Here is a 24,128-nt window from a genome sequence, read left to right as displayed (position 1 = left end):
GCCACTTATTTGTGCAGTGCCGGGTGGCTGCGCGGCCGGAAAATCGGCCGTAAATGCAACCAAAGCAGCAGAGTTTCTTGCGTTGCCGCAAAGCCCGCCTCATATGGACAGCCTAGGCTTTGATCGCTATCGAAGAACGAGGCCAGCGCCGGCGGCGGGCGGCCATTCAGTAAGGGATTTGGGAGAGGTCACATGAAGGACGATATCGTCATCGTCAGCGCAGCCCGTACCCCGGTTGGTGCGTTCAACGGAGCGCTGTCCAGCCTGCCGGCCCATGAGCTGGGCAAGGTTGCGATCCAGGAGGCGCTCAAGCGCGCTGGCGTCGAGGGCGCCAAGGTGTCCGAGGTCATCTTGGGGCAGATCCTGACCGCGGGTCAGGGCCAGAACCCCGCGCGTCAGGCCTCGATCGCTGCCGGCATCCCGGTCGAGAGCCCGGCCTGGGGCGTAAACCAGCTCTGCGGCTCCGGGTTGCGGGCGGTTGCACTCGGCTATCAGGCGATCCTGAATGGCGACAGCGACATCGTGGTCGCCGGCGGCCAGGAATCCATGAGCATGGCGCCGCACTGCCAGCATCTGCGCAACGGCACGAAGATGGGCTCGGTCGAGCTCGTCGACACGATGATCAAGGACGGTCTGTGGGATGCCTTCAACGGCTATCACATGGGGACCACCGCCGAGAACGTCGCGAAGAAGTGGCAGATCACCCGCCAGCAGCAGGACGAGTTCGCGGTGAAGTCGCAGAACAAGGCCGAGGCCGCGATGAAGGCCGGCAAGTTCAAGGACGAGATCGCGCCGGTCACCATCAAGTCGCGCAAGGGCGACGTGGTGGTCGACACCGACGAATATCCGAAGGCGGGCGTGACGCTCGATTCCATCGCCAAGCTCCGTCCGGCCTTCGACAAGGAAGGCTCCGTGACCGCGGCCAACGCCTCGGGCATCAATGACGGCGCCGCCGCCGTGGTGCTGATGAAGGCGTCCGAAGCCGCCAAGCTCGGCAAGACGCCGCTCGCCCGCATCGTGTCGTGGGCCCATGCCGGTGTCGATCCGGCGATCATGGGCACCGGTCCGATCCCGGCCTCGCGTGCCGCGCTTCAGAAGGCCGGCTGGAAGGTCGACGATCTCGACCTGATCGAGGCCAACGAGGCCTTCGCGGCGCAGGCCTGCGCCGTCAACAAGGACCTCGGCTGGAACACCGACAAGGTCAACGTCAACGGCGGTGCGATCGCGATCGGCCACCCGATCGGTGCGTCGGGCGCGCGCGTCCTCGTGACGCTGCTGCACGAGATGGGCAAGCGCAACTCCAAGAAGGGCCTTGCGACACTTTGCATCGGCGGTGGCATGGGCATTGCTATGTGCGTGGAGCGAGGCTGAGCCGAGCGACACGCACCTGAGTCAAGGTCGTGGAGCGAGAGTGAGCCGAGCGCCACGTACTCAAGTCAAGGTTGTGGAGCGAAGCTGAGCCGAGCGAACGGATTTTTCGCACTGCATCAAACACACGATGGCCGGGTTCGTCCCGGCCATCGACTTTTTGTGAAGGATCAAAGCAGTTCACGCGTGTCGCAATCATGCTCTAATCTGGTTGTGAGGGGATGCGTAAGAATCAACAAGGAGGAATGGAATGGCACGCGTAGCGGTGGTGACCGGCGGCACGCGCGGTATCGGTGCGGCGATCTCGAAGGCGTTGAAGGCAGCAGGCTATAAAGTTGCGGCCAATTACGCGGGCAACGACGAGGCGGCGCAGAAGTTCAAGGCCGAGACCGGCATCAACGTCTACAAGTGGGATGTGTCGTCGTTCGACAGCTGCGCGGCGGGCCTGAAGCAGGTCGAGGCCGACCTTGGTCCGGTCGAGATCGTGGTCAACAACGCCGGCATCACCCGCGACGCAACGCTGCATCGGATGAAGCCTGATCAGTGGACGGCGGTGATCAACACCAATCTCAACTCGCTGTTCAACATGTGCCGCAATGTCATCGAGGGCATGCGTGAGCGCAAGTTCGGACGCATCGTCAACATCTCCTCGATCAACGGTCAGAAGGGCCAGCTCGGCCAGTGCAACTATTCGGCGGCGAAAGCCGGCGAGCTTGGTTTCACCAAGGCGCTGGCGCAGGAGAGCGCCCGCGCCGGCATCACGGTCAATGCGATTGCACCGGGCTACATCAACACCGAGATGGTGCAGGCGGTGCCGAAGGATGTGCTGGAAAAGAACATCCTGCCGCAAATCCCCATCGGCCGGCTCGGTGAGCCGGAGGAGATCGCGCGCTGCGTGGTGTTCCTGGCTTCCGACGATGCCGGCCTGATCACCGGCTCGACGCTGACCGCCAACGGCGGGCAGTATTTCGTATAGGGCAGCGCAGCCGGGCGCAGCAGGAATCCAGACGTGTCGCCGTGCCGGCTCTGACGTCCTTCCGCAGTCTGATCGACTCGCTCGAGCGCAGCGGCACGCTGCGCTCGATTTCACGCCCGGTCGATCCGCGTCACGAACTGATTGCCGTGATGCGCGCGGTGCAGAAGGCCGGCAACGAGCCCTTGCTGTTCACGGCGGTCGCCGGAAGCCCGTCGCCGGTCGCGACCAATATCCTCGGCCGTCGCGAGGTGCTGGCGCTGGCGCTCGGACTCGAGCCGCAAACGCTGCTGCCCTCGCTGCTCGCCTTGGGATTGGCCCAGCTCGATCCGATGATCGTATCGGACGCGCCCGTGCATGAGGTGGTCCAAACCTCGGGCTTCGATGTCGCGCGCGACATTCCGCAGGTGGTGCATTCCGAGCGCGACGCCGGCGCCTATATCAGCGCGGGCATCTGCATCGCCAGGCACCCGACGACGGGCATCGTCAACGCCTCCTGGAACCGGATCCAGCTCGCAGGCGGCGACCACACCCGCGTGCGGATGATGCCGCCGCAGCACCTCGGCCAGTATCAGAGGGTCGCCGAAGAGAGCGGCGAGCCGATGCCGGTCGCGGTCGTGATCGGGGCGCCGCCGGCGCTGATGCTCAGCGCCGCGTCGAAAATTCCGATCGAGGCCGACGAGTATCGCACTGCGGGCGGCTGGCAGCGCGAACCGTTGCGGCTCGTCCGCGCCAAGACCGTGCCGCTGGATGTGCCGGCCGACGCCGAGTTTGTGATCGAAGGTCACGTGCTGCCCCATGTTCGCGAAGCCGAAGGTCCGTTCGGCGAGTTCACCGACGGCTATGTCGAGGTCGGTCCCAATCATGTGCTGAAGGTCAGTGCCATCACGCGCCGGCGCGACGCGATCTATCATGTGATCCTGGCAGGCGGTTCTGAGGACACCGTGTTGCTCGGCGTGCCGCTGATGGTCGATGTCTGGAAGAAGGTCGCGCCGTTGGCGGACATTCGGGACATCGGCTTCCCGGGGCATATTTTCGGCTGCGTCATCAGCCTTGCGAAGACCGATGATTTGCAGCCGAAGGCCGTGCTGGAGGCGGCGCTCGCCGCGCACCTCTGGATGAAGCTCGTCGTCGTGGTCGATGCCGATGTGGATCCGCACGATCCGCAGGATGTGCTGTGGGCGATCCACACCCGGCACCGGCCCGACACCGGTATCGTCCGGATCGAGAACGCTGCGGGCTTTCCCCGCGCCGATGTGCGCGCCGTGCATCGTGGCAAGATCGGCCTCGATGCGACCGCACCGCTCGCCATGAAAGAGACGTTCCGCCGCAGGCGTTTCCTGGGCATCGAGACGATCAGTCCCGAGGACTATTTCGATCCGGTGTAAGATTTGCTTGTCCGGCAGGTCGCCGGGCAACGCGCATGAGGTTTCAATGGTTCGACGTCTGATCGCCCTGCTGGGTTTCGCGGTTTGCGCCTGGTCCCAGATCGCAAGCGCACAAGACAGCTATCCAAGCCGCAACGTGACGATCATCGTGCCGCTGGCCGCGGGCAGCGGCACCGACATCATGGCGCGGGTGCTGGCGACGGGGCTCAGCGCAAAACTCGGCAAGTCGTTCACCGTTGAGAACCGCCCCGGCGCCAACGCCATCACGGGCGCCGAATATGCCGCGCGACAGCCGAACGATGGCTACACGCTGATGTTCGGCGGCAACGGCACGCACTCCGCCAATCCGCACCTCTCCAAGTCCATCAAGTACGATCCGATCAAGGACTTCACGCCGATCGCGCGGCTCGCGACCGCCGGCGCGGTGCTGCTGGTCCTGCCGGACAGCCCGTACAAGTCGGTGGCCGATCTCATTGCCGCTGCCAAGGCCAATCCCGGCAAGCTCACTTACGGAGCGCCGAACGCCGGGTCGCAGATCGCGAGCGAGACGATCAAGAAGGTGATGGGCGTCGACATCACCCGGGTGCCTTATCGCGCCACGCCGCAGGCCATGACCGACGTGATCGCCGGCACCATCACCATGACGTTCGTCGATGTGGCCGCCGCCCTGTCCAACGTCACCAGCGGCAAGGCCCGGGCGCTGGTCATCTCGTCGGCCAAGCGTTCGGCGCTGCTGCCCGACGTGCCGACCATGCAGGAGGCCGGCTTCAAGGATTTCGACCTCAGCTATTGGACCGGGTTGTTCGGTCCCGCCAACCTGCCGAAGGACGTGATTGCGACGCTTGATCGAACCACGGCCGAGATCATGAACGAGACCGCGATGCAGGACACGCTGCGCGCGCTCGGGCTCGAGCCGTCGTATCTCCGGGCGTCGGAGATGCCGGCCTATGTGAAGACCGAGCTGGACCGCTGGGGCGGGTTCGTCCGCGACGCCGGCATCGAGCCGAACTGACGCTCTACCAGGTGGCGCGGAAGCCGCCGGTCGCCGAATAGGTCTCGGTGCGGTCCGACCATTCGCCGGCGAAGTTGGCGAACAGCGCCGAGCCGCCGGGGAGATACAGCTTGCCGCCGAAATCGAGCCGTCCCGAGTCGCTTGCGGCGCGCGCGCCGTCCACCGTGAAGTTGGTGCCGGGCAGGGTGATGAAGCCCGCGGTCACACGGCGATCCGGCTCGAACTCGTGCACCCACGACACGCGCGAATAGGGCGCGAACACCAGGCCTTGCGGCGTGACGAGGCGGCCGTCGACCTGCACGCCGACGAAGGTCGGCAGCGAGGTCGCGGTGTGCGAGGCGACGGATAGCCCCAGCACGTTGGCGCCGGTTTCGGTGAAGCCGCGCTGCCACAGCACGGCGGGTTCGACCGCGACGAAGGGCGTGACGTTGACGCGGCCATAGGTCTGCTTCCAGCCAAGCTCGAAGCGCGCGGCGAGCTGGTCGCTGTCAAAGCGGCCGGAGGCCGTCTCGGTCGAGCCGACACCCAGAATGGTGCGGGTGGTCGAATTGTCGAAGTGGGCGTAGCTCACCGTCGCCGCGGCGTAATAGGCGCCCCAAGTCTTGATCGCAAAGGCGCCGACATGGCCGCCGGTCATCCGGCCGCTGGTCGCAAGGCTCGATGCCGAGAACATCGATTCGCTGCCGCCGGCCGCGAAGCCGACCCGCAGGTCCCACGCGGCCTGCCAGTCGATGCCGAGCATGCCGCCGGCGCTGCGCACCGACTGACCCGAGCTTCCGGTGTCGGCCTCGCCGTGCAGCGACTGGTTGGCGCCGAAGGCTGCGGTCCAGATGCGGAAGCGGCCGGGCTGAGGGGTCATGGTCGGCGCTTTGTCGAACGAGGCGAAGGCGTCGTGGCCCGCAGCGACGCGCGTGGCGGCATATTGCGGAGGCGGGATGACGACGCTCAGCCCGCCAAGGTCGGGCGCGAACAGGCCCTGGGTCTGCATCGCGTTGTTGAACTGCGATCCGGTCACGAAGGCCGCGTTCTGTGCGCCGCTGATGCCTTCACCGGACAGGTTGTCGAGGGCCTTGAGCGAAGTGACGGCGAGCAGGTTGCTGTAGAACGTCGCGGCGTTGCCGGTGAGGTTGGTGGAATATCCCGGCTCGAGGACGTTGCCGACCGCGCGCTGGTTCGGCGTCATGCCGGGCACGCTGCCGAACCCGATGCGGTTCAATGTGACGTCCACCTCGCCGGCGATCGAGTAATCGGCCGTGGCCGTGAAGAACGGCGAGGATGACACCACGTTTGAGAACGTGCCGGTCAGGTTTCCGCCGCCACAGCCGCAAACGAAGACCACCTGTGAATACGTTGTTGTCGCGCTATAGAGGCCGGGCGTGACGACCATCTGCAAGCGGCCGTTCAATTGAACGGTATCGGCGACAAAACTGTCGCTGCTGGTCGGGTCGACGCGAATGGCGAATGTTCCGGCCGGGCCGTTGGTCAGCGTGCCGCCAATGGATACTCCGCTTGGTCCGGTGCTGGCGTAGGCGGCCGGATCGCCCGCGATCAGATAGCCGTTGTTCGTGAGGGAGTTGCCGCTGCCCAGCAGCAAAATCGTGCCTTGAATATAGCCGTTGTTGACAACGGTGTTGTTGTCGACGCCAAGGATCGCGAGGCCCGGGGCGGTCGTGGCAATGATGCTGCCGTTGTTGGTCAGCGTGTTCGGTGTGGTGTCAAAGCCACGCGTGTTGAACACGACGCCAACGCCGCCCACATCGGTGCGGATCAGTCCCGAATTGACAATGTTCGTGCCGCCGTCGACGAGAATGCCTGCGCCGCCTGCGCCGACTGAAATCGTTCCGGTGTTGACGATGTTGTAGCCAGATTCAGCGGCGATGCCATTGCTGCCATCACCGGCGATGATCGTGCCGTTGTTCACGATCGTGGCGTTGCCGCCAGAGCCGCCGCCGACGATGCCGTAGCTGCCGCCGCTCCCCACCTTGATGGTGCCGTTGTTGGTGATGTTGGTGTGATCGCCGGCTTCGATGCCGGCCGTGCTGTCACCGCCAATGATATTGCCGTTGTTCACGACAGTGTTGTCGCAGCAGACGCTGATGCCGGCTCCGAAGTCGTCGACGCGGATGGTGCCGTTGTTGATGATGGTGTTGCCGTTGAACGCGTTGATGCCGGTCGCACCGCCGGTCGCGTTAATGGTCCCGTTATTGGTGATGAGATTATGGTCGTTGACGAAAATGCCGGCGGCACCGAAGCCGTCGGCAGCGATGGTTCCATTATTCGTAATTGTGTTGCCACCGTTCAAGTTGATGCCGCTGGCGCCAGAATTTGCCGAGACGTCGATTGTCGCGCCGTTCTGCACATTGACGGTGACGTTGTTCTCGTTGCCGGTGCCGACCTGGGTGGTCTGCGTTCCACCAACGGTGGTGCAATTGATGGTGACACCGTCGGCGGCGGTTGGCTGACAGTCAGCGCGCGCCTCATTGCCGGTGGCGAGGAGGGCGAAGGCCAGTAGCGCGGCCAATGCCAAAAAGCGGCCGGACACCGACCGCCGCAACGCAGCCCGCTGACGCACTCGCCCCATTCCCATTCCCAGTCCAGCCCGCCCGGTTGTGCCGGGTACCTTGTGCACGCCAAATCTATGGGAACCGGACGGAACCGCCCAGCATTACTCCGCGGGTTGCCCAGGTTTGTGCCTCTTTGTGGCCGCCGGGCAACGGATTCAGGACGGGCTCCAGCCCGGGGCGGCGAGTTCGAAGCCTTCGAAGCGAAAACCCGGCGCGACGGTGCACCCGACCAGCGTCCAATCGCCCAGGGTCTCGGCTGCCTGCCAGGCGCGCGCCGGCACCACCGCCTGCGGTCGCTCGCCGATCGCCAGGTCCGGCCCCAATCGGAATAATTCGGCACCGCGGCCGTTGTTGATCTGCAGTTCCAGCGGGCTGCCGGCGTGCCAATGCCAAGCCTCGGCGGCGTCGACCCGGTGCCAATGCGATCGCTCGCCGCGCTTCAGCAAAAAGTAGATCGCGGTCGAGGCGGCGCGGGTGCCGTCGATGGTCTGACTGTCGCGGAAGGTCTCGCGATAATGTCCACCTTCCGGATGTGGTTTGAGTTCGAGGATGCGGATCACGTCTTCGGCGGATAGCAATGCGATGCTCCGTTGAAGTCTTCGACGCGCCACCCGCCGGCGCCATCCGGCGCAAGGTAGTTCGGACCGATCGGCGATTTGCCATGGCCACCCGGAATGTCGAGCACGTATTCGGGCTGGCACAAACCCGAGTAGCGCCCGCGCAACGCGCGCATCAAGTCCTGGCCGCGGTCGATCGAGGTGCGCAGGTGCGAGGTGCCGGGCGCGAGATCGCCGTGGTGCAGATAGTACGGCTTGATGCGGCATTCGACGAGCTTGCGCATCAGCGCGCCGAGCGTCTGCGGATCGTCGTTGACGCCGTTGAGCAGCACCGACTGGCTCAGCATCGGAATGCCGGAATCGATGAAGCGATCGCAGGCTTCGCGCGCCGCATCGGTCAGTTCGCGGGCGTGGTTGGCGTGCAGCACGACATAGGTGGCCTTGCCCTTGATCTTCAAAGCCTTCACGAGCGCGGGCGTGATGCGGGACGGCTCGGCGACCGGCACGCGCGTGTGCACGCGCACCACCTTGACGTGATCGATCGCGGCCAGCCGCGTCATCACCTCTTTGATCCGGCGCGGCGAGAGCACCAGCGGGTCGCCGCCGGTGAAGATGACCTCCCAGATCTCCGGATGCGCCGCGATATAGCCGAGTGCCGCGTCGCGTTGTTGCGCGGTGAGTGGCTCGGCGCCGGGGCCGACCATCTCGCGGCGGAAGCAGAAGCGGCAATAGACCGCGCAGACATGGGTGAGCTTGAGCAGCACCCGGTCGGGATAGCGATGCACGATGCCGGGAAGCGGGCTGTGCGCGTCATCGCCAATCGGATCGGCACGCTCTTGCGGCACGGTGGTGAGCTCGGCCGCGTCGGGCACGAACTGCCGCGCAATCGGATCATGCGGATCGGCGCGGTCGATCAGGCCTTCGATCGAAGGTGTGATCGCGATGGCGTATTGCGCCGCGACTTTTTCCAGCGCGGCGCGCTGCTCGGCCGTGGCGAGGCCGGCGGCCTCGACGTCGGAGAGCTGACGGAGCGTTTTCGGGGCGACGTTCATGGCGAAGCCTTGGGTTGCTTGCGCCTATGTGCGCCCTCGGGCGCCCAACGTCCAGGCCGACAGCCTCAGTTCGAGAAGCCGATCGCGTTGACCATCTTGGCCCAGCTCGCGACCTCGCTCTTGTAGTAGGCCTCCGACTCGGCAACGTTCTTCACCACCGGATCGAAGCCGTTCTGCTTGAGCTTCTCGAGCGAATCCGGCTCGGCCATCAGCGCGTTGATCTCGGTGTTGAGCTTGGCGATGATCGCGTCGGGCGTCTTGCCGGGCGCGAAGAACGCCACCCACGATCCCGAATAGACATTCGGGAAACCCATCTCGCCATAGGTTGGCACGTCCGGGATCGCGGTGTTGCGCTTGTCGCTCGCGACGCCGAGGCCGCGGAGCTTGCCTTGCAGGATTTGCGGCACCGTCGGCGGCAGCGTCAGCACCAGCGCGTCGACGTGGTTGCCGAGCGTCGCGGTGATCGCCGGCGGGCCGCCTTGGAACGGCACGTGGACGTATTTCACCTTGGCGACCTCCTGGAAGAAATATTCGGCGCCGATCTGCGGGCCGGTGCCGACACCGGCGCTGCCGTAGGTGAAGCTCTTTTCCTTCGCGTTGGCGATGAACTCCTTGAGGTCCTTCGCCGGATTGCTCGGGTTCACCGCGATCACGTCGGGGCTGAAGGCGACGAAGGCGATCGGGCGGAGATCGCTCTGCTCGAAGCCGCGGCTCTTCGACGCCGTGAGATTGGCGGCAAGGCCCGAGGTGGTGGCGAGCAGCGTGTAGCCGTCCGGCGCCGCATTCGCGACAGCCTTTGCGGCGATGTTGCCGCCGGCGCCGGGACGATTCTCGACCACGACGCTCTGCTTCAGGCGGACGTCGAGCTTGCTCGAGACCAACCGGGCGATGATGTCGGCAAGGCCGCCGGCCGGAAAGGCGACGTACAAATTGATGTTCTGCGAGGGGTAGGTTTGCGCCGCTGCCGGAAGCGCGAGGCTGGCCGCCATCGCTGCCACCGCCAAGGTCTTGATCACGCCACGCAACATCCGTTCCTCCCACAAACTGTTCAGCGGCGCGCACCCTAGTGGGCACGGCCCCCGAGTCAATGCGACGGCATGCTTCAGCGGTCGTCGCCCGCGACCGGGGCCCAGAGCACCTGCTCGATCCGCGTGGCTCCCGTGGCGAGCATCACCAGCCGGTCGAGGCCGAGCGCAATGCCGCTTGCCGGCGGCATCTGCGCCAGCGCTGCGAGGAAGTCATGGTCGATCGGGTAGTCCTCGCCGTAGCGCCGGCGCCGCTCGGCCATGGCCTCCTCGAACCGCCGCTGCTGCTCCTTCGCGTCGGTCAGCTCGGCGAAGCCGTTGGCGAGTTCGACGCCGCAGGCATAGAGCTCGAAGCGGCGGGCGAGCCGCGGGTCGGCGTCAGGCTGCGCCCAAGCGGCCTCGGGGAGCGGGTAGCGGTCGAGCAGCACGGCGTGGCCGATGCCCAATTGCGGCTCGATGCGCTCGACCAGGATGCGGCTGAAGATGTCGGACCAGGTGTCGTCGCCCGCGGTCTGGATGCCGGCCGCATGGGCCGCCGCGGCGAGCTTGTCGCGGTCGGGTTCGGCCGCGCCGAGCGTGGCCAGGAGATCGATGCCGGCGAAGCGCTGGAACGCGTCGGCAACGCTCAGCCGCTCGGGCTTGGCGTAGGGATCGACGCTTTTACCCTTCCATTCCAACCGGAGTGCGCCCGCGGCCTTGGCGGCCTCGACGAGGATCGCGGCGCAATCCTCCATCAAGGCCTCATAGGGCTCATTGGTCCGGTACCATTCCAGCATGGTGAATTCCGGATGGTGCAGCGGGCCGCGCTCGCGATTGCGGAACACATGACCCACGCTGAACACCCGGGCTTCGCCTGCAGCGAGGAGCTTCTTGCAGGTGAATTCCGGTGAGGTGTGCAGGTAGAGCGGGTTGCGGCCGCCGCCGGGCGTCACCAATTCGGTGGCGAAGGCATGCAAATGCACCTCGTTGCCGGGCGAAACCTGGAGGGCCGGCGTCTCGGCCTCTAGAAAGCCGCGCCGGCGGAACCACTCTCTCAGGGCAGACAGGATCCGGCCGCGAGCCAGCAGAAACGGCCGCTGCTCGGCATAGCGGTCGCGGTCCCACCAGGGGGAGGGGCCGGTCATGTGGGTCTCATGGATTTAGGGCCTCCGCCGGGCACGAAAGGGGCTGGCGAAGCGAGCCAGGATCAGTATGGTGCGGCCCGAAATCACGGGGCTGGCCGTTAAGGATTTGGCCCGGGACGCCAACAAAGGAATAGCATCTGTGAAGGTTATCGCCAGCTCCGTCCGCAAGGGCAATGTTCTCGATATCGACGGCAAGCTTTGCGTCGTTCTGACCGCCGAAAGCTTCCACCCCGGCAAGGGCACGCCGACCACCCAGATCGACATGCGCCGCATCAGCGACGGCGTGAAGATCTCGCAGCGCTACAAGACCGTCGAGCAGGTCGAGCGCGCGGTGGTCGAGGATCGTGAGCACACGTTCCTCTACAATGACGCCGAGGGCTTCCACTTCATGAACTCGGAGAACTATGACCAGATCACCCTGCAGGACGAACTGGTCGGTGACGGCGCCGCCTATCTCCAGCCGGAGATGAAGGTGATGCTGAGCATCCACGAGGGCAACGCCGTCGCGATCCAGCTGCCGCAGAAGGTCGTGCTCGAGGTGGTCGATACCGAGCCGGTGACCAAGGGACAGACCGCGTCGTCGTCCTACAAGCCCGCGACGCTGTCGAACGGCGTGCGCTCCAACGTGCCGCCGTTCATCGGCCCCGGCACCCGCATCGTGGTGATGACCGAAGACGGCTCCTACGTCGAGCGCGCGAAGGATTAAGTCTTCGCGACTCGCGCCGTTCTCTCCCGGCCTCATGCTGAGGAGCCGCGCGGAGCGCGGCGTCTCGAAGCACGAGGCCGCCCCATCCTTCGAGACGCACTCGCTTCACTCGTGCTCCTCAGGATGAGGCGGGGTGAGAGTCGCGTGCGTCTCCGAGAAAGAACGTCCGCATCCGGCCTGCACCCTTCACGTCGATCAGTCCGCGATCGACGAACGGGAAGCGGCCTTCGAGCGCCCGCGCCACCGCTTCGCTCACATGCACGCGGCCTGGCTCTCCGAGCGATTCCATGCGGCTCGCGATATTGACGGTCGTGCCCCAGACATCGAACGCGAACTTGCGCTGGCCGATGATGCCGGCCACCGCCGGACCCGTGTGGATGCCGACGCGCAATTTCATCTGCACGCCGTCGGGCGTGGGAAACCGGTCGATCTCTTTCAGCATGGCGCGGGCCTGAAGCACGGCGGCTTCCACGTGATCGGGCCTCGGATCGGGCAGGCCGAATGCCGCCATGTAGGCGTCGCCGATGGTCTTGATCTTCTCGGCGCCGAATTCCGTCGACAGCGCGTCGAAGGCCGAGAACACCGAGTTCAGAAATTTCACGAGCTCGGCTGGCGTCTGGCGGCCGGCCATCTGGGTGAAGCCCACAAGGTCCGCGAACAGGATGCTGACGGTCTCGACATGATCGGCGATCATCGTCTCGCCGGCGTTGATGCGATCGACCACCGAGCGCGGCAGGATCGACAGCAGCAAATCCTCGGACCGCGCCTTTTCGCGGCGTAACTCCTCGACCATGAGCTTTTCGCGATCCCGCAACAGCTTGTTCTCGAGGCTTGCGCCGATGCGCGCGCGCAGCAGCGTCGCATCGAACGGCTTGAACAGATAATCGACGGCGCCGGCTTCGATGCATCGGATCACGCTGTCGAGGTCGTCCAGCGCCGAGATCATGATCACCGGCACTTCGGCGGTGTTGGGCTGCGCCTTGAGGCGGCACAGCACCTCGTAGCCCGAGATGTCGGGCATCATCAGATCGAGCAGGATGAGGTCGAAGCTCTCGCTCTCGACCTTGCTGAGCGCGGCGTGGCCGTCTTCGGCCTCGGCGATGATATGACCTGCTCGCATCAGCTGGCGGCCGAGAAGTTCCCGGTTCGACGGATTGTCGTCGACCACGAGGATGCGGCCGCGGGCGTTCGAACCGACAGGACCTGCGTTCACCGTGCGGATCGCCCGCACCGCTTCGACCACGCCGCCGATGCCGGCGTGTGGTCTCAGTCCCGAGCCCTCCGCGGAATCGCCGCGGAAATCCACCAGCGCGTCGATGCGCTTGAGCATGCCGTCGGCCGCGGACAAAAGCTTGTCGAGGTCGGCGAGCAGCACGTCATGGTTTCCGGCAGCGGCGTCCTCGACCAGCATTTCGCCATAGCCCTTGATGGCGTTGATCGGCGTGCGCAGATCGTGGCGGAGCTTGGACTGGTCGAAGATCACGGTGTCGTCGGTGTGCTCGTGAGCCAGCACCGACTGAAGCAGCATATGCAGGGCGTTGCCGGCGCTGCGGATGCGATCGAGATCCGAGAGATAAGCGTCGAGCGTGAGGTGCCGCGCGTCCTCGATCAGGATATCGGTGTAGCCGATGATCGCCGCGGCCGGCGCGATGAACTCCTGCCGCAGATGCGCGAGCAGTGCGCGCTGCACGCGTCTCGCATGATCGCCGTCGTTGCCCGCATTCATGCGAAGGTCATCGTCGCGCTACTTTCCGAGCAGCGTCTGGATCTTGGCGAGCAGCCGCGGCAGCTCGACCGGCTTGGTGTCGAAATCGTCGCAGCCAGCGGCGAGCGACTTCTCCTTGTCCTCGGCCATGGCGTGCGCGGTGAGTGCGATCACCGGGATGGTCTTGGTGGCCGCGTCGGCCTTCACCTGGCGTGTGGCCTCCCAGCCGTCCAGCACCGGCAGGCTCATGTCCATCAGGATCAGGTCGGGCTTTTCCGATGAGGCCATGGCCACGCCCTGACCGCCATCGACCGCAATCACCACCTCGAAGCCGCTGCGGACGAGGCGGCGGGACAGCATGTCCCGGTTCATTTCGTTGTCTTCGACCAGAAGGATCTTGGGCATTCGTCACCGTCAGTGGGATGTCATCGTGTGGGGACTGTGGCTTTGTCGGCGCCGTGGCGCTGCGTCGCGATCGCGACGAGCGCTGTGCCGAGGCTGCTGATCGGCTGCGCCGACTTGCCGAGCACCAGCACGGTGCGTTCGGCAAGGTAGGCGCGTTCTTCGGCGCTGAGGTCCTTGGCGGTCAGCACGACCACCGGCACGTCGATTGGCGCGCTGCCGTTGCGCAGCTTTTCGAGAAACTGAAAACCATCCATCTCCGGCATCATCAGATCGAGCAGCACCAGACCGGGCCTTGGATGGCCGGCGAGCCAGTCGAGCGCGGCGCGGCCGTTGACGGCCTCGGCGGTGGTGAGTCCGGCGTTCCTCAGCGTCGTGCTGATCAGATTGCGCACCTCAGCGTCGTCGTCGACGACGAGCACCACGGCCTCGGCGGCGCGGCCGGTGAAGCGCCGCACCAGCGCGATCAGCCGCTCGCGGTCGATCGGCTTGGTCATGTACTCGGAGGCGCCGAGCGACCAGCCGAGATTGCGGTCGTCGACGATGGTCAGCATGATCACCGGGATGTGCGCCAGGGCCGGATCGGATTTCATCCGGCCGAGCACGGTCCAGCCGTCGATCTTCGGCATCATCACATCGAGCGTGACGATATCCGGCGGCGTCTTGCGCACGATGTCGAGCGCTTCGGCGCCGTCACGGGCGTGGATGACGCGATAGCCACGCTTGGCGAGCGTCGCGCTCAGCACTTCGTGCACGGTCGGATCGTCGTCGACCACGAGCACCGTCAGCGCCGGGCCTGCGGCAGTGCTGTCTGTCGCCTCGATCGCCTCGGCGATCGGCACATGCACCAGCGACTGGTCCAGCACGTCGAGGGTGAAGACCGAGCCGTGGCCAGGCTTGCTGTCGACCGTCACGGTCCCGCCCAAAAGCGTCGCGAAGCGCTTGGTGATGGCAAGGCCCAGGCCGGTGCCGCCGAAATTGCGCGTGGTGGAGGAATCGGCCTGGGCAAAAGCCTGGAACAGCTTGCCCATCTGTTCCTCGGTCATGCCGATGCCGCTGTCCGTGACGCGGAACAGCACGTGCTGGTCGCCGCTGCCGCGGGTCTCGCGCGTCACGGTCAGGCCGACTTTGCCTTTGTCGGTGAACTTTGCGGCGTTGCTCAGAAGATTGAGCAGCGACTGCTTCACCTTCGTGAGATCGGTGCGCATCGACCCGATGTCGGACGGGCAGTCGATCGCGAGATGGTTGCTGTTCTTCTCGATCAGCGGCTGGACCATCACACGCACCTCTTCGATGAGTTGCGTGAGGTTGACCGGTTCGAGATAGATGTCCATCCGTCCGGCTTCGATCTTGGAAAGATCGAGCACGCTGTTGATCAGGCCCAGCAGATGCTTGCCGGCGGATTGGATCTTCTGCAGGTCCTTGACGCTCGGCTCGTCGCCGCGGTCGGTGGCGTCCTCGGCGAGGATTTCGCTATAGCCGATGATCGCATTCAGGGGCGTGCGCAGCTCGTGGCTCATATTGGCGAGGAAGCTCGACTTGGCGCGCGACGCGGCCTCGGCTTCGGCGCGCGCCTCGATCGCCTGGTCGCGGGCGGTCTGGATATCGCGAGCGTTGTCGCGGAACACCATCAAGGCGCGGCTCATCTCGCCGAGTTCGTCAGGGCCGGCAGCCGGAATGGGCGTGGTGAGATTACCTTGCGCGATGCCGAGCATGCTGTCGGCGAGGGCATCGAGCCGCGACACCACATAGCGATGCACGAACAGCCAGACGATCAGGCCCGCGAGGATCAAGGTAGCCACCGTGATCAGCAGGAGCCAGAAGCGGCTGGTCGCGACGGCGCGTTCCGAGAGTTGCTGCGACTGCGTGGCCTTCGTTTCGGCCTCGCCGACGATCGCGGCGATCCTTTCGCGAAGCTGCGCCCCGTCGTTCTTCAGCGAGCTGGTGATCGACGCAATCGAGCCGCGGATGCGCAGGAACTGTTCGCGCAGCGCGAAGATGCCGGCATTGCCCGTGGCCTGGGCGCGGATGTTCGCCGCCGCGCTTTTCAGCGCCCCGGCCTCGTCGGCGGTGACGGCGGGAATCTGATCGAGCCTGTTGAGACTGCCTTGCATGCGGCTGAAGTCAGCGTCGAATTGCTCGTGCAGCGACTTGATGCCGTCGCCGCTGTTGGCTTGGCGGACGCTGTTGAGAATGCGAACCGCCTCGTTGAACTCACTTCGCAGCTCGTAGAGCTGTCCGGCGAACGCAGCGGTCTGCCGAAGCTCGGTGAACGCTTCCACGCCGCGGGCGCTGTCGCCTGCGCCAGCCTGCGCCGGGTTGAGCCTGTCGATCACTGCGCCGATGGTGCGATTGGCGGTCGCCGATGAGGTGTTGATCTGCTGAAACACCCGTGCCGGCACCTGGCTGGCCGCGAGGCCGTCGCCGACGGTGCGGTTGAGATCCCCGACCTGGGAATCGATCCGCGCGATCAGCGTCTGAATCGGTAACATGGCCTGATCGTCGGCGATCACGGTGCGCAGCTTTTCGATCGACTGCCAGAGATTGCCGGTGCGCTCGGTGACGGTCGCCATGCCGTTGAACCGTTCGAGTTCGTCCTGAGCGCCGCCGACCTCGCTTGCGGTTTCGATCAGTTCGATGGCGCGGCTTTGCACATCCATCGACAGCTTCAGCGCCGGCATGCTGACGTCGGTCAATTCGTGCAGCACGCCCTCGATCTGATTGAAGCGGATCAGCGACAGGAGAGTCGCGCCGATGGTCAGCGCGGCGATCAGGCCGAACGCGATCAAAAGCTTGCCGCCGATGCTGTGGTGCCAGGCTCTGCGGCCGCGGACAGGCTGCGAGCCCGCCATGACGGCGGGCTGGTCGGCCGAAAGGGATGGCGTGTCCGCTTGAGTCATGCTGCGATCAGCCTTGTCGCAATCCGCGAACGGGGAAAGATAACGGACGCGCCCGGCCTCTCGGCCCGGGACCCAGAGTGAGTTGCACGGGGCACGTTACCAGATTCTTTAACGGGCCCCAGATGCGCCGCCACAAGGCGCGTCCCATGACGAGACCTGCGCCTCGGGCGGGCGTGGCTTTCGACGGCCCATCCGTCCGCATTGGACAGTCCATCGGACGGGGCCTTATAAATTGGACCTTCCGAGCGCGATGGCCTCGGGAGACACCATCGGGAAGCCGCGGGAACAGCATTTTGTCCGAGCATCAGTTCAAAGGCCGTCGGGAAGACCTTCGCTTGGTCACAGGCCGGGGCCGCTACACATCCGATCACCATTTCGACGGTCAGGTCGCCGGGCACTTCGTCCGGGCTGACCGGGCCCATGCCAAAATCGTGCGGATCGACATCGACGAGGCCAAACGCCTGCCCGGCGTTCTCGACGTTGTCGTCGGCTCCGATCTTGCTGCCACCGGCTGGAAGGGCGCGCCGGCCATGGCGTTCTTCAAGGGCGTGGGCGGCAGCTCGGTGCGTGTCCCATTCCGGACAGGTTTGGCCCAGGGCCGCGTGCGCTTCGTCGGCGAGCCGGTGGCGCTGGTGGTGGCGGAGACTGAGAATATCGCTCAGGACGCCGCTGAGCTGATCGCGATCGAATACGAAGATCTGCCGATCTACGTGGAGCCAGGCGATGCGCTGGCGAGCGGCGCCGTGCCGCTGCACGAGGATTATTCTGACAATCTCGCGTTCGATTACGAATACGGCGACCGTAAGAGCACCGAGCCCGGATTTGCCGAAGCCGCTCACGTGGTTCGCGTGACGCTGCATGCGCAAAGGATTTCCGGCAATCCCATGGAGCCGAAATCCTGCACCGCGCTCTACAGCGCGTCCGACGACAGTTATGAGGTCTGCATCCCGACGCAAGGCGCGGGCGACATCAAGAACTCGCTTGCGGCCATCACCGGAATGCCGCCGGAAAAATTCAAGATCCGCTCGATGGATGTTGGCGGCGGATTCGGCGTGCGCAACGAGGTCTATCCGGAGTTCCTTGCCGTGATGCTGGCGGCGAAGCGCACCGGCAAGCCGGTGAAGTGGCTCGGCACACGCTCGGAAACATTGTCCGGCGATCATCACGGCCGTGGCGCCGATCTCATGGGCGAACTCGCGCTCGATGCGAAAGGGCGTTTTCTCGCGCTGCGTGTCGAATGGCTGGTCAACCTCGGCGCGTTCAGCTCCAACGCCGGGCCGCTGATCAACACGGTCGCGGCGCCGACCAGCTCGGCCGTCAGTCTTTATGACATTCGCGCCGTCCATGGCCGGCACCGGCTGGTGTTCACCAACACCACGCCGACCACGGCCTATCGGGGAGCCGGGCGGCCCAACGTGGCCTATCTCTGGGAGCGGCTGATCGAAGACGCCGCAGAGGTGATGGGCATCGACCCGGTCAAGCTCCGCCGCCGCAACCTGCTTCGCAAAAATGCGTTTCCGTTCAAGACGCCGACCGGCTCGTCCTATGACAGCGCCGATCCGGCACGCCTGCTCGATACGGCTTTGCAGGCCGCGGACTGGGATGGCTTCAAAGCAAGACGAAAGGCCGCGCAGAAGAACGGCAAGCTGCGCGGGTTGGGGTTGGCGCTGTTTCTCGAACCGTCCGGCGGCATGGGCAAGGAGCAGGTCGAGATCCGCGTCGCTTCAAGCGGCAAGCTCGAGCTTTATTCGCAGGCGGGGCCCTCGGGGCAGGGCCACGAGACCGTCTTCCCGGTGCTGGTCGCCGACGTGCTTGGCATCCCGGATGACCGTGTCGAGCTTCGCTACAACGAGCCCACCGCGCCAAAGCTCGTCGGCGTCGGCACCTTCGGCTCACGTTCGCTGATCTGCCACGGCGCGGCGCTGCAGGCTGCGGCGAAGGAGATTGTCGAGAAGGGCAAGAAGCTCGCGGCGACCGAACTCGAGGTCGCGCCCACCGACGTCACGTTCGATAAGGGCGTTTATCGCGTGACCGGCACCGACCTCACGATCAGCATGAAGGTGCTGATCGAGAAGCGTTGGGGGGAAGCGGCACATCCGCTCGACACCAACATCATGTTCGACATTGCGTCGGCGTTTCCGAGCGGCGCACACATCGCCGAAGTCGAGATCGATCCGGACACCGGTTCGTCGGCGATCGTCAACTACATCGCAGCCGACGATTGCGGCAACATCGTCAATCATAAGCTGGTCGAAGGTCAGCTCCATGGCGGCTTGATGCAGGGCATCGGCCAGGTGATCGGCGAGCACATCGCCTATGACAACGAGAGCGGACAGCTCCTGTCGGGCACCTTCATGGACTACTTCATGCCCAAGGCGCATAATCTGACGCCTGTCACACTCATTGATTGTGGTGTGCCTTCGCCGTTCAATCCGCTCGGTGCCAAAGGCGCCGGGGAGGCCGGCGCCACCGGCTCAGTGCCGGCGCTCGCCAATGCGTATCTCAATGCGCTGAAGATGGCCGGCGTGAAGAAGCTGGAAATGCCTTACACACCGGCTCGTGTGTGGCGGGCCATCCAGGACGCCAAGGCGGCGAACGGAGCCGCTTGAGCGATCGCTCGCATTTGCTCGGAATTTGATCAGAAACCTGGAGATGCTCGAATATCCAGGACAGACTTGGGAAAGGCCTCTAGCCTCGGGAACTTCTGTGATTATCTGACACCGGCCGTTGCCACGGCCGATCGAGCAGGGGGACGCCATGACGCGCGCAATCGTGATGCTGGCTTGTGGGCTAACAGCCCTGGGGTTGGCCGGTTGCGACAACAAGCCGGTGGCCTCCGGTCCGCCATTGCCCGTCGTCACGGTCTCCAAGCCGCTGCAGGAGCGCATCACCGAGTGGGATGAGTACACCGGCCGTTTCGTGGCGGTCTCGACCGTCGAGGTGCGGGCCCGCGTCTCGGGCTTCATCGAATCCATGCACTTCAAGGATGGTCAGATCGTCAAGCAGGGCGATCTTCTGTTCATCATCGACCAGCGGCCCTACAAGCTTGCGGTCGATCAAGCTCAGGCCGAGGTCGGTCGCACCCAGGCCAAGCTCGACATCGCCAATCTCGATCTGGAGCGCGCGACGCCGCTCGTTCGCAATCAAACCGTCACCGAGCGCGAGTTCGACACCCGGAAATCGACGCAGCGCGATGCGCTGGCCGCGATGGAATCGGCTCAAGCCAGTTTGAAGACGGCGCAGCTCAACCTGGAATGGACCGAAGTGCGCGCGCCGATCGCGGGCCGTATCTCGGATCGGCGGGTCGACCCGGGCAATCTGATCACCGGCGGTCAGTCCGGCGCGACACTGCTCACAACGATCGTCAGCGTCGATCCGATCCACTTCGTTTTCGACGGTAGCGAAGCGGACTTCATCCGCTATCTGCGCCTCGCCCAGACTGGCGCGCGGCAGTCCTCGCGCGACGCGGCCAATCCGGTTGCGGTGCGCCTCGCCGACGAGACCGACTTCAAGCACGAAGGCAAGATGGACTTCGTCGACAACGCGGTGAACGCCAAGAGCGGCACGATCCGCGGTCGCGCGATTTTCGACAACAAGGACGGCCTGCTGACACCGGGCTTTTTCGGCCGGATGCGGCTTTACGGCGGCGATCACGAGGCGCTTTTGCTGCCTGACGGAGCGATCGCATCGGATCAGTCCAACAAAATCGTGTTGACTGTCGCCGACGATGGCACAGTCGGAGTGAAGCGCGTCACCATTGGTCCGCTGGTGCGCGGCCTCCGCGTTATCCGCACTGGTCTCGACGCTAACGATCGCGTCGTGATCGAGGGGCTGCCGCGCGCGCGTCCGGGCCAGAAGGTCAAGCCCGAGGAAGGCAAGATCGAAGGCGCGGTTGCTCAAGCCGCGCCGATCCGGCCGTCACGAGCCGCGCCGGCCACCGCGCAATAAAGCTTCGATTCATCGCAGGTCTGTTGCCGCCTCGGGTCCCTCTTCAGGATTGCCACCATGGGCTTTTCGCACTTCTTCGTCGACCGGCCGGTTTTCGCCGCCGTGCTGTCGATCATTCTGACGCTGGTTGGGGCGATCTCGTATCGAGCACTGCCGATCGCCGAATTCCCGGACATCGCGCCGCCGACCGTGGAAGTGACCTCGACTTATCCGGGCGCCTCGGCCGAGGTGCTGTCGACCACCGTGGCGACGCCGATCGAGCAGGAGATCAATGGCGTCGACGACATGATCTACATGGTGTCGCAATCGACCGGCGATGGCTCTCTGTCGATCCAGGTGGTGTTCAAGCCGGGGACCAACATCGACGAGGCCCAGGTGCTGGTGCAGAACCGCGTCTCGGTGGCGATTCCGCGGTTGCCCACTCAGGTGCAGCAGTTCGGCGTCACGGTGCGCAAGAAGTCGCCCGACCTGATGATGGTGGTCCATCTGATCTCGCCGGACGGCTCGCTCGACCAGCAGTACATCTCCAACTATGCCACCATCAACATCAAGGACGTGCTCACGCGGCTCGACGGCGTCGGCGACACCGTGGTGTTTGGTGCCCGCGATTATTCGATGCGGGTCTGGCTCGATCCGGCGCGCGTCCAGGCACGTAACCTTTCGGCGAGCGACGTGGTCGACGCGCTCCGCGCCAACAACGTGGCGGTCTCGGCGGGTGCCATCAATCAGCCCCCGGCGACCTCGCCCGCTGGCTTCCAGATCGCAGTGCAGACACTCGGCCGGCTCACCAGCCCCGAACAGTTCAACGACATCGTGGTCGCGACCGATGCCGATGGCCGCGTCACGCGCGTTCGCGACATCGCTCGCGTGGAGCTCGGCGCCCAGGACTACAACCGCAACGCCTATCTCAGCGGCAAAGTGGCGACCGCGATCGGCATTTTTCAGCGTCCGGGATCGAACGCGCTCAAAGCCTCGAAGTCCGTGTTCAACACCATGGACGAGCTCGCCAAGAGTTTCCCTCCGGGGCTTGAATATCGCGTGGCTTACGACACCACCGGCTTCATCAAGCAATCGGTCGACGAGGTCGTCCACACGCTGTTCGAGGCCACGGCCCTCGTCGTCTTCGTCATCATCCTGTTCCTGCAGAGCTGGCGTGCCGCGATCATCCCGATCGTCGCGATCCCGGTGTCGCTGGTCGGCACGTTCTTCGTCATGAACGCGTTCGGCTTCTCGCTGAACAACCTCACGCTGTTCGGCCTCGTGCTCGCGATCGGCATCGTGGTCGACGACGCCATTGTGGTGGTGGAGAACGTCGAGCGATATCTGAGCCAGGGATTGAGTCCGAAAGAAGCCGCGCACAAGACTATGGACGAGGTTGGCGGAGCGCTGCTCGCCATCGCGCTGGTGCTTTGCGCCGTGTTCATCCCGACGGCGTTCATCGAGGGGATTTCCGGCGCGTTCTACAAGCAGTTCGCGCTGACCATCACAACCTCCACCGTCATCTCGTGCTTCGTGTCGCTGACGCTGTCGCCGGCTCTTGCCGGTCTTCTGCTCAGGCCGCACAGCCACGAGGAGCGGCGCGGCATCTGGAAGACCATCGGCGCTCCGGTCGACAAGTTCTTCGCCGGCTTCAACCGGGTGTTCGATCGGATGTCCCAGACTTATGGCGGATTCACGCGCCGCGTCGTGCGCGTCGTCGCGATGATGCTGGTGATCTATGTGGGCTTGATCGGGCTCGCCTACTTCCAGTTCGCCCGCACGCCGTCCGGCTTCGTGCCACCGCTCGATCGCGGCTATTTCATCGCTGCGATCACGCTGCCGCCCGGCGCGAGCCTGGAGCGCACCGACCGTGTGGTGCGGGCGGCAAACGAAATCCTGCTCAAGCGGCCCGGTGTCGCCAACACCGTGGCGTTCGCGGGCTTCGACGGCGCGACCTTCACCAACGCACCAAACGCGGGCGTGCTGTTCGTGACACTGAAGCCGTTCGAAGAGCGGGTGAAGGAAAAGCTCACCACCAACGGTATTCTCAGCGATCTACGCGCTCAGATGCAGGTGCTGCGCGAGGCGTTCGTGCTGGTGATTCCACCGCCGTCGGTGCCGGGCATCGGTACTGGCGGCGGCTTCAAGATGTATGTGCAGGATCGCGCGGGCCGCGGGCCGCGTGCGCTTGAGCAGGCCATCGGCTCGCTGGTCGGCCAGGCCAACCAGACGCCGGGCCTCGTTCAGGTGTTCACACTGTTCAACACCTCGACGCCCCAGATCTATGCGGACATCGACCGCACCAAGGCCGAGATGCTCGGCGTGCCGATCACGCGCTTCTTCGACACGCTCTCGACCTACATGGGGTCGACCTACGTCAACGACTTCAACATCCTGGGCCGCACCTATCGCGTGACCGCGCAGGCCGACAATCCGTACCGCTTGAGTATCCGTGACATTGAAAATCTACGCACGCGCTCGACGACCGACACCATGGTACCGCTCGGCGCGGTGGCGAATTTCGAACAGATCACCGGGCCGTACCGGGTGCCACGGTACAATCTGTTTGCGGCTGCGGAAGTCCAGGGCGCGACAGTGCCCGGTTTCTCGACAGGCCAGGCGATCACCGCGATGGAGAAGCTCGCTGCCAACCTGCCCACGGGGTTTGGGTACGAATGGACCGAGATCGCCTTGCAGGAGAAGGGCGCCGGCAACACCGCGGCGGTGGCGTTCGGCCTTGCGGTGGTGTTCGTGTTCCTGCTGCTTGCCGCGCAATATGAGAGCCTGTTGCTGCCGCTTTCGGTGATCCTGATCGTCCCGATGTGTCTGCTGGCCGCCATAAGCGGCGTGCTGTGGCGCGGCATGGACAACAACATCCTGACCCAGATCGGTTTGGTGGTCTTGATCGGCCTCGCCGCCAAGAACGCCATCCTGATCATCGAATTCGCCAAGCAGGCCGAGGAGCGAGGCGCCAGCCGTTGGGATGCTGCGGTCGAAGCCGCCCGAACCCGGTTGCGGCCGATCCTGATGACGTCGGTGGCCTTCATTCTCGGCGTGGTGCCGCTGATGATCGCGACCGGCGCCGGCGCCGAATTGCGCCAAGCGCTTGGTACTGCGGTATTCTTCGGCATGCTCGGCGTGACGCTGTTCGGCCTGGTGTTCACGCCGGTGTTCTATGTGCTGGTGCGCTGGATCGCCGGTCTTCGCCGTCCGCAAGCGGCCCCCGGTGAGGCTGCCCACCAGGGCTAAACAGCAGGTGCTTGGGCCGGCGAGACTGCGGCACAGTGCCATGCTCATGCCGAATAGGAGGCATTTATAAGGTCGTATAAAGTTTGCCCATGTCTGCCAATGCGGTAGACAGGGGCGCATATTGAATGAATTGGCTGGGCGGTGTTGGACCCGACGCTGTCCCCGGAGATGGAGCA

16 protein-coding genes are annotated in these 24,128 nt (G+C 64.9%); 8 read left to right on the top strand and 8 right to left on the bottom strand.

What is annotated here, in order from left to right:
• The first annotated feature begins 192 nt into the window (after positions 1 to 192).
• The 4 genes from RHPLAN_RS37185 to RHPLAN_RS37170 all read left to right on the top strand — a co-directional run bounded on the left by RHPLAN_RS37185 (position 193) and on the right by RHPLAN_RS37170 (position 4,741).
• A complete protein-coding gene (locus tag RHPLAN_RS37185; protein ID WP_068029821.1) occupies positions 193 to 1,371 on the top strand; it encodes an acetyl-CoA C-acetyltransferase in 1,179 nt (392 codons plus the stop codon).
• Positions 1,372 to 1,618: 247 nt separating this feature from the next.
• Entirely contained in the window at positions 1,619 to 2,344 is a 726-nt protein-coding gene (gene phbB / locus RHPLAN_RS37180) for an acetoacetyl-CoA reductase (protein ID WP_068029818.1), read from the top strand.
• A gap of 41 nt (positions 2,345 to 2,385) precedes the next feature.
• Positions 2,386 to 3,729, top strand: a complete 1,344-nt coding sequence (locus RHPLAN_RS37175; RefSeq protein WP_068029816.1) for a UbiD family decarboxylase — start codon at positions 2,386 to 2,388, stop codon at positions 3,727 to 3,729.
• Positions 3,730 to 3,775: 46 nt separating this feature from the next.
• Positions 3,776 to 4,741, top strand: coding sequence for a Bug family tripartite tricarboxylate transporter substrate binding protein (locus RHPLAN_RS37170; protein WP_068029813.1), 966 nt, complete (start codon positions 3,776 to 3,778; stop codon positions 4,739 to 4,741).
• A 4-nt stretch (positions 4,742 to 4,745) separates the two neighbouring features.
• Here RHPLAN_RS37170 and RHPLAN_RS37165 read toward each other — a convergent pair whose 3' ends face one another.
• From RHPLAN_RS37165 to epmA, 5 genes are all read right to left on the bottom strand, one after another.
• Positions 4,746 to 7,313 carry an autotransporter outer membrane beta-barrel domain-containing protein gene (locus RHPLAN_RS37165; protein WP_210180572.1) on the bottom strand — a complete coding sequence of 856 codons (2,568 nt, stop codon included), beginning with the start codon at positions 7,311 to 7,313 and terminating at the stop codon, positions 4,746 to 4,748.
• A 147-nt stretch (positions 7,314 to 7,460) separates the two neighbouring features.
• Positions 7,461 to 7,865 carry a cupin domain-containing protein gene (locus RHPLAN_RS37160; RefSeq protein WP_237180001.1) on the bottom strand — a complete coding sequence of 135 codons (405 nt, stop codon included), beginning with the start codon at positions 7,863 to 7,865 and terminating at the stop codon, positions 7,461 to 7,463.
• The gene (locus RHPLAN_RS37155; RefSeq protein WP_068029804.1) at positions 7,862 to 8,914 is read right to left on the bottom strand and encodes a lysine-2,3-aminomutase-like protein; all 1,053 of its coding nucleotides are present in this window, start codon (positions 8,912 to 8,914) and stop codon (positions 7,862 to 7,864) included. Before RHPLAN_RS37155 ends, RHPLAN_RS37160 begins: the two co-directional genes overlap by 4 nt.
• A gap of 65 nt (positions 8,915 to 8,979) precedes the next feature.
• A complete protein-coding gene (locus RHPLAN_RS37150; RefSeq protein ID WP_068029801.1) occupies positions 8,980 to 9,942 on the bottom strand; it encodes a Bug family tripartite tricarboxylate transporter substrate binding protein in 963 nt (320 codons plus the stop codon).
• Positions 9,943 to 10,016: 74 nt separating this feature from the next.
• Positions 10,017 to 11,063 (bottom strand): EF-P lysine aminoacylase EpmA, encoded by a 1,047-nt coding sequence (gene epmA, locus RHPLAN_RS37145; RefSeq protein WP_068029799.1) that lies wholly within the window; start codon positions 11,061 to 11,063, stop codon positions 10,017 to 10,019.
• Positions 11,064 to 11,202: 139 nt separating this feature from the next.
• Between epmA and efp the strand changes: the two genes are divergently transcribed.
• On the top strand, positions 11,203 to 11,769 hold the full coding sequence (gene efp / locus RHPLAN_RS37140) for an elongation factor P (protein ID WP_068029796.1): 567 nt from the start codon (positions 11,203 to 11,205) through the stop codon (positions 11,767 to 11,769).
• 118 nt (positions 11,770 to 11,887) lie between these two features.
• On the opposite strand, the gene RHPLAN_RS37135 is transcribed toward efp, so the two are convergent.
• The 3 genes from RHPLAN_RS37135 to RHPLAN_RS40880 are packed head-to-tail and all read right to left on the bottom strand — an operon-like array spanning position 11,888 to position 16,776.
• On the bottom strand, positions 11,888 to 13,495 hold the full coding sequence (locus RHPLAN_RS37135; protein WP_084246320.1) for an adenylate/guanylate cyclase domain-containing protein: 1,608 nt from the start codon (positions 13,493 to 13,495) through the stop codon (positions 11,888 to 11,890).
• 18 nt (positions 13,496 to 13,513) lie between these two features.
• Complete coding sequence (locus RHPLAN_RS37130) at positions 13,514 to 13,879, bottom strand: response regulator (protein WP_068029792.1); 366 nt, start codon at positions 13,877 to 13,879, stop codon at positions 13,514 to 13,516.
• A 20-nt stretch (positions 13,880 to 13,899) separates the two neighbouring features.
• Positions 13,900 to 16,776, bottom strand: coding sequence for a response regulator (locus tag RHPLAN_RS40880; protein ID WP_157100728.1), 2,877 nt, complete (start codon positions 16,774 to 16,776; stop codon positions 13,900 to 13,902).
• A 335-nt stretch (positions 16,777 to 17,111) separates the two neighbouring features.
• Here RHPLAN_RS40880 and RHPLAN_RS37120 point away from each other — a divergent pair, with 335 nt between their 5' ends.
• The 3 genes from RHPLAN_RS37120 to RHPLAN_RS37110 all read left to right on the top strand — a co-directional run bounded on the left by RHPLAN_RS37120 (position 17,112) and on the right by RHPLAN_RS37110 (position 23,952).
• Positions 17,112 to 19,385 (top strand): xanthine dehydrogenase family protein molybdopterin-binding subunit, encoded by a 2,274-nt coding sequence (locus RHPLAN_RS37120; protein WP_198164646.1) that lies wholly within the window; start codon positions 17,112 to 17,114, stop codon positions 19,383 to 19,385.
• A gap of 148 nt (positions 19,386 to 19,533) precedes the next feature.
• On the top strand, positions 19,534 to 20,724 hold the full coding sequence (locus RHPLAN_RS37115; RefSeq protein ID WP_068029781.1) for an efflux RND transporter periplasmic adaptor subunit: 1,191 nt from the start codon (positions 19,534 to 19,536) through the stop codon (positions 20,722 to 20,724).
• Positions 20,725 to 20,781: 57 nt separating this feature from the next.
• Positions 20,782 to 23,952: an efflux RND transporter permease subunit gene (locus tag RHPLAN_RS37110; RefSeq protein WP_068029778.1), complete on the top strand. Its 3,171-nt coding sequence runs from the start codon at positions 20,782 to 20,784 to the stop codon at positions 23,950 to 23,952.
• Positions 23,953 to 24,128 lie beyond the last annotated feature (176 nt).

The sequence above is a fragment of the Rhodoplanes sp. Z2-YC6860 genome (genome assembly GCF_001579845.1).
Lineage (GTDB): Bacteria > Pseudomonadota > Alphaproteobacteria > Rhizobiales > Xanthobacteraceae > Z2-YC6860.
This window is presented reverse-complemented; position numbering and strand designations above follow the sequence as displayed.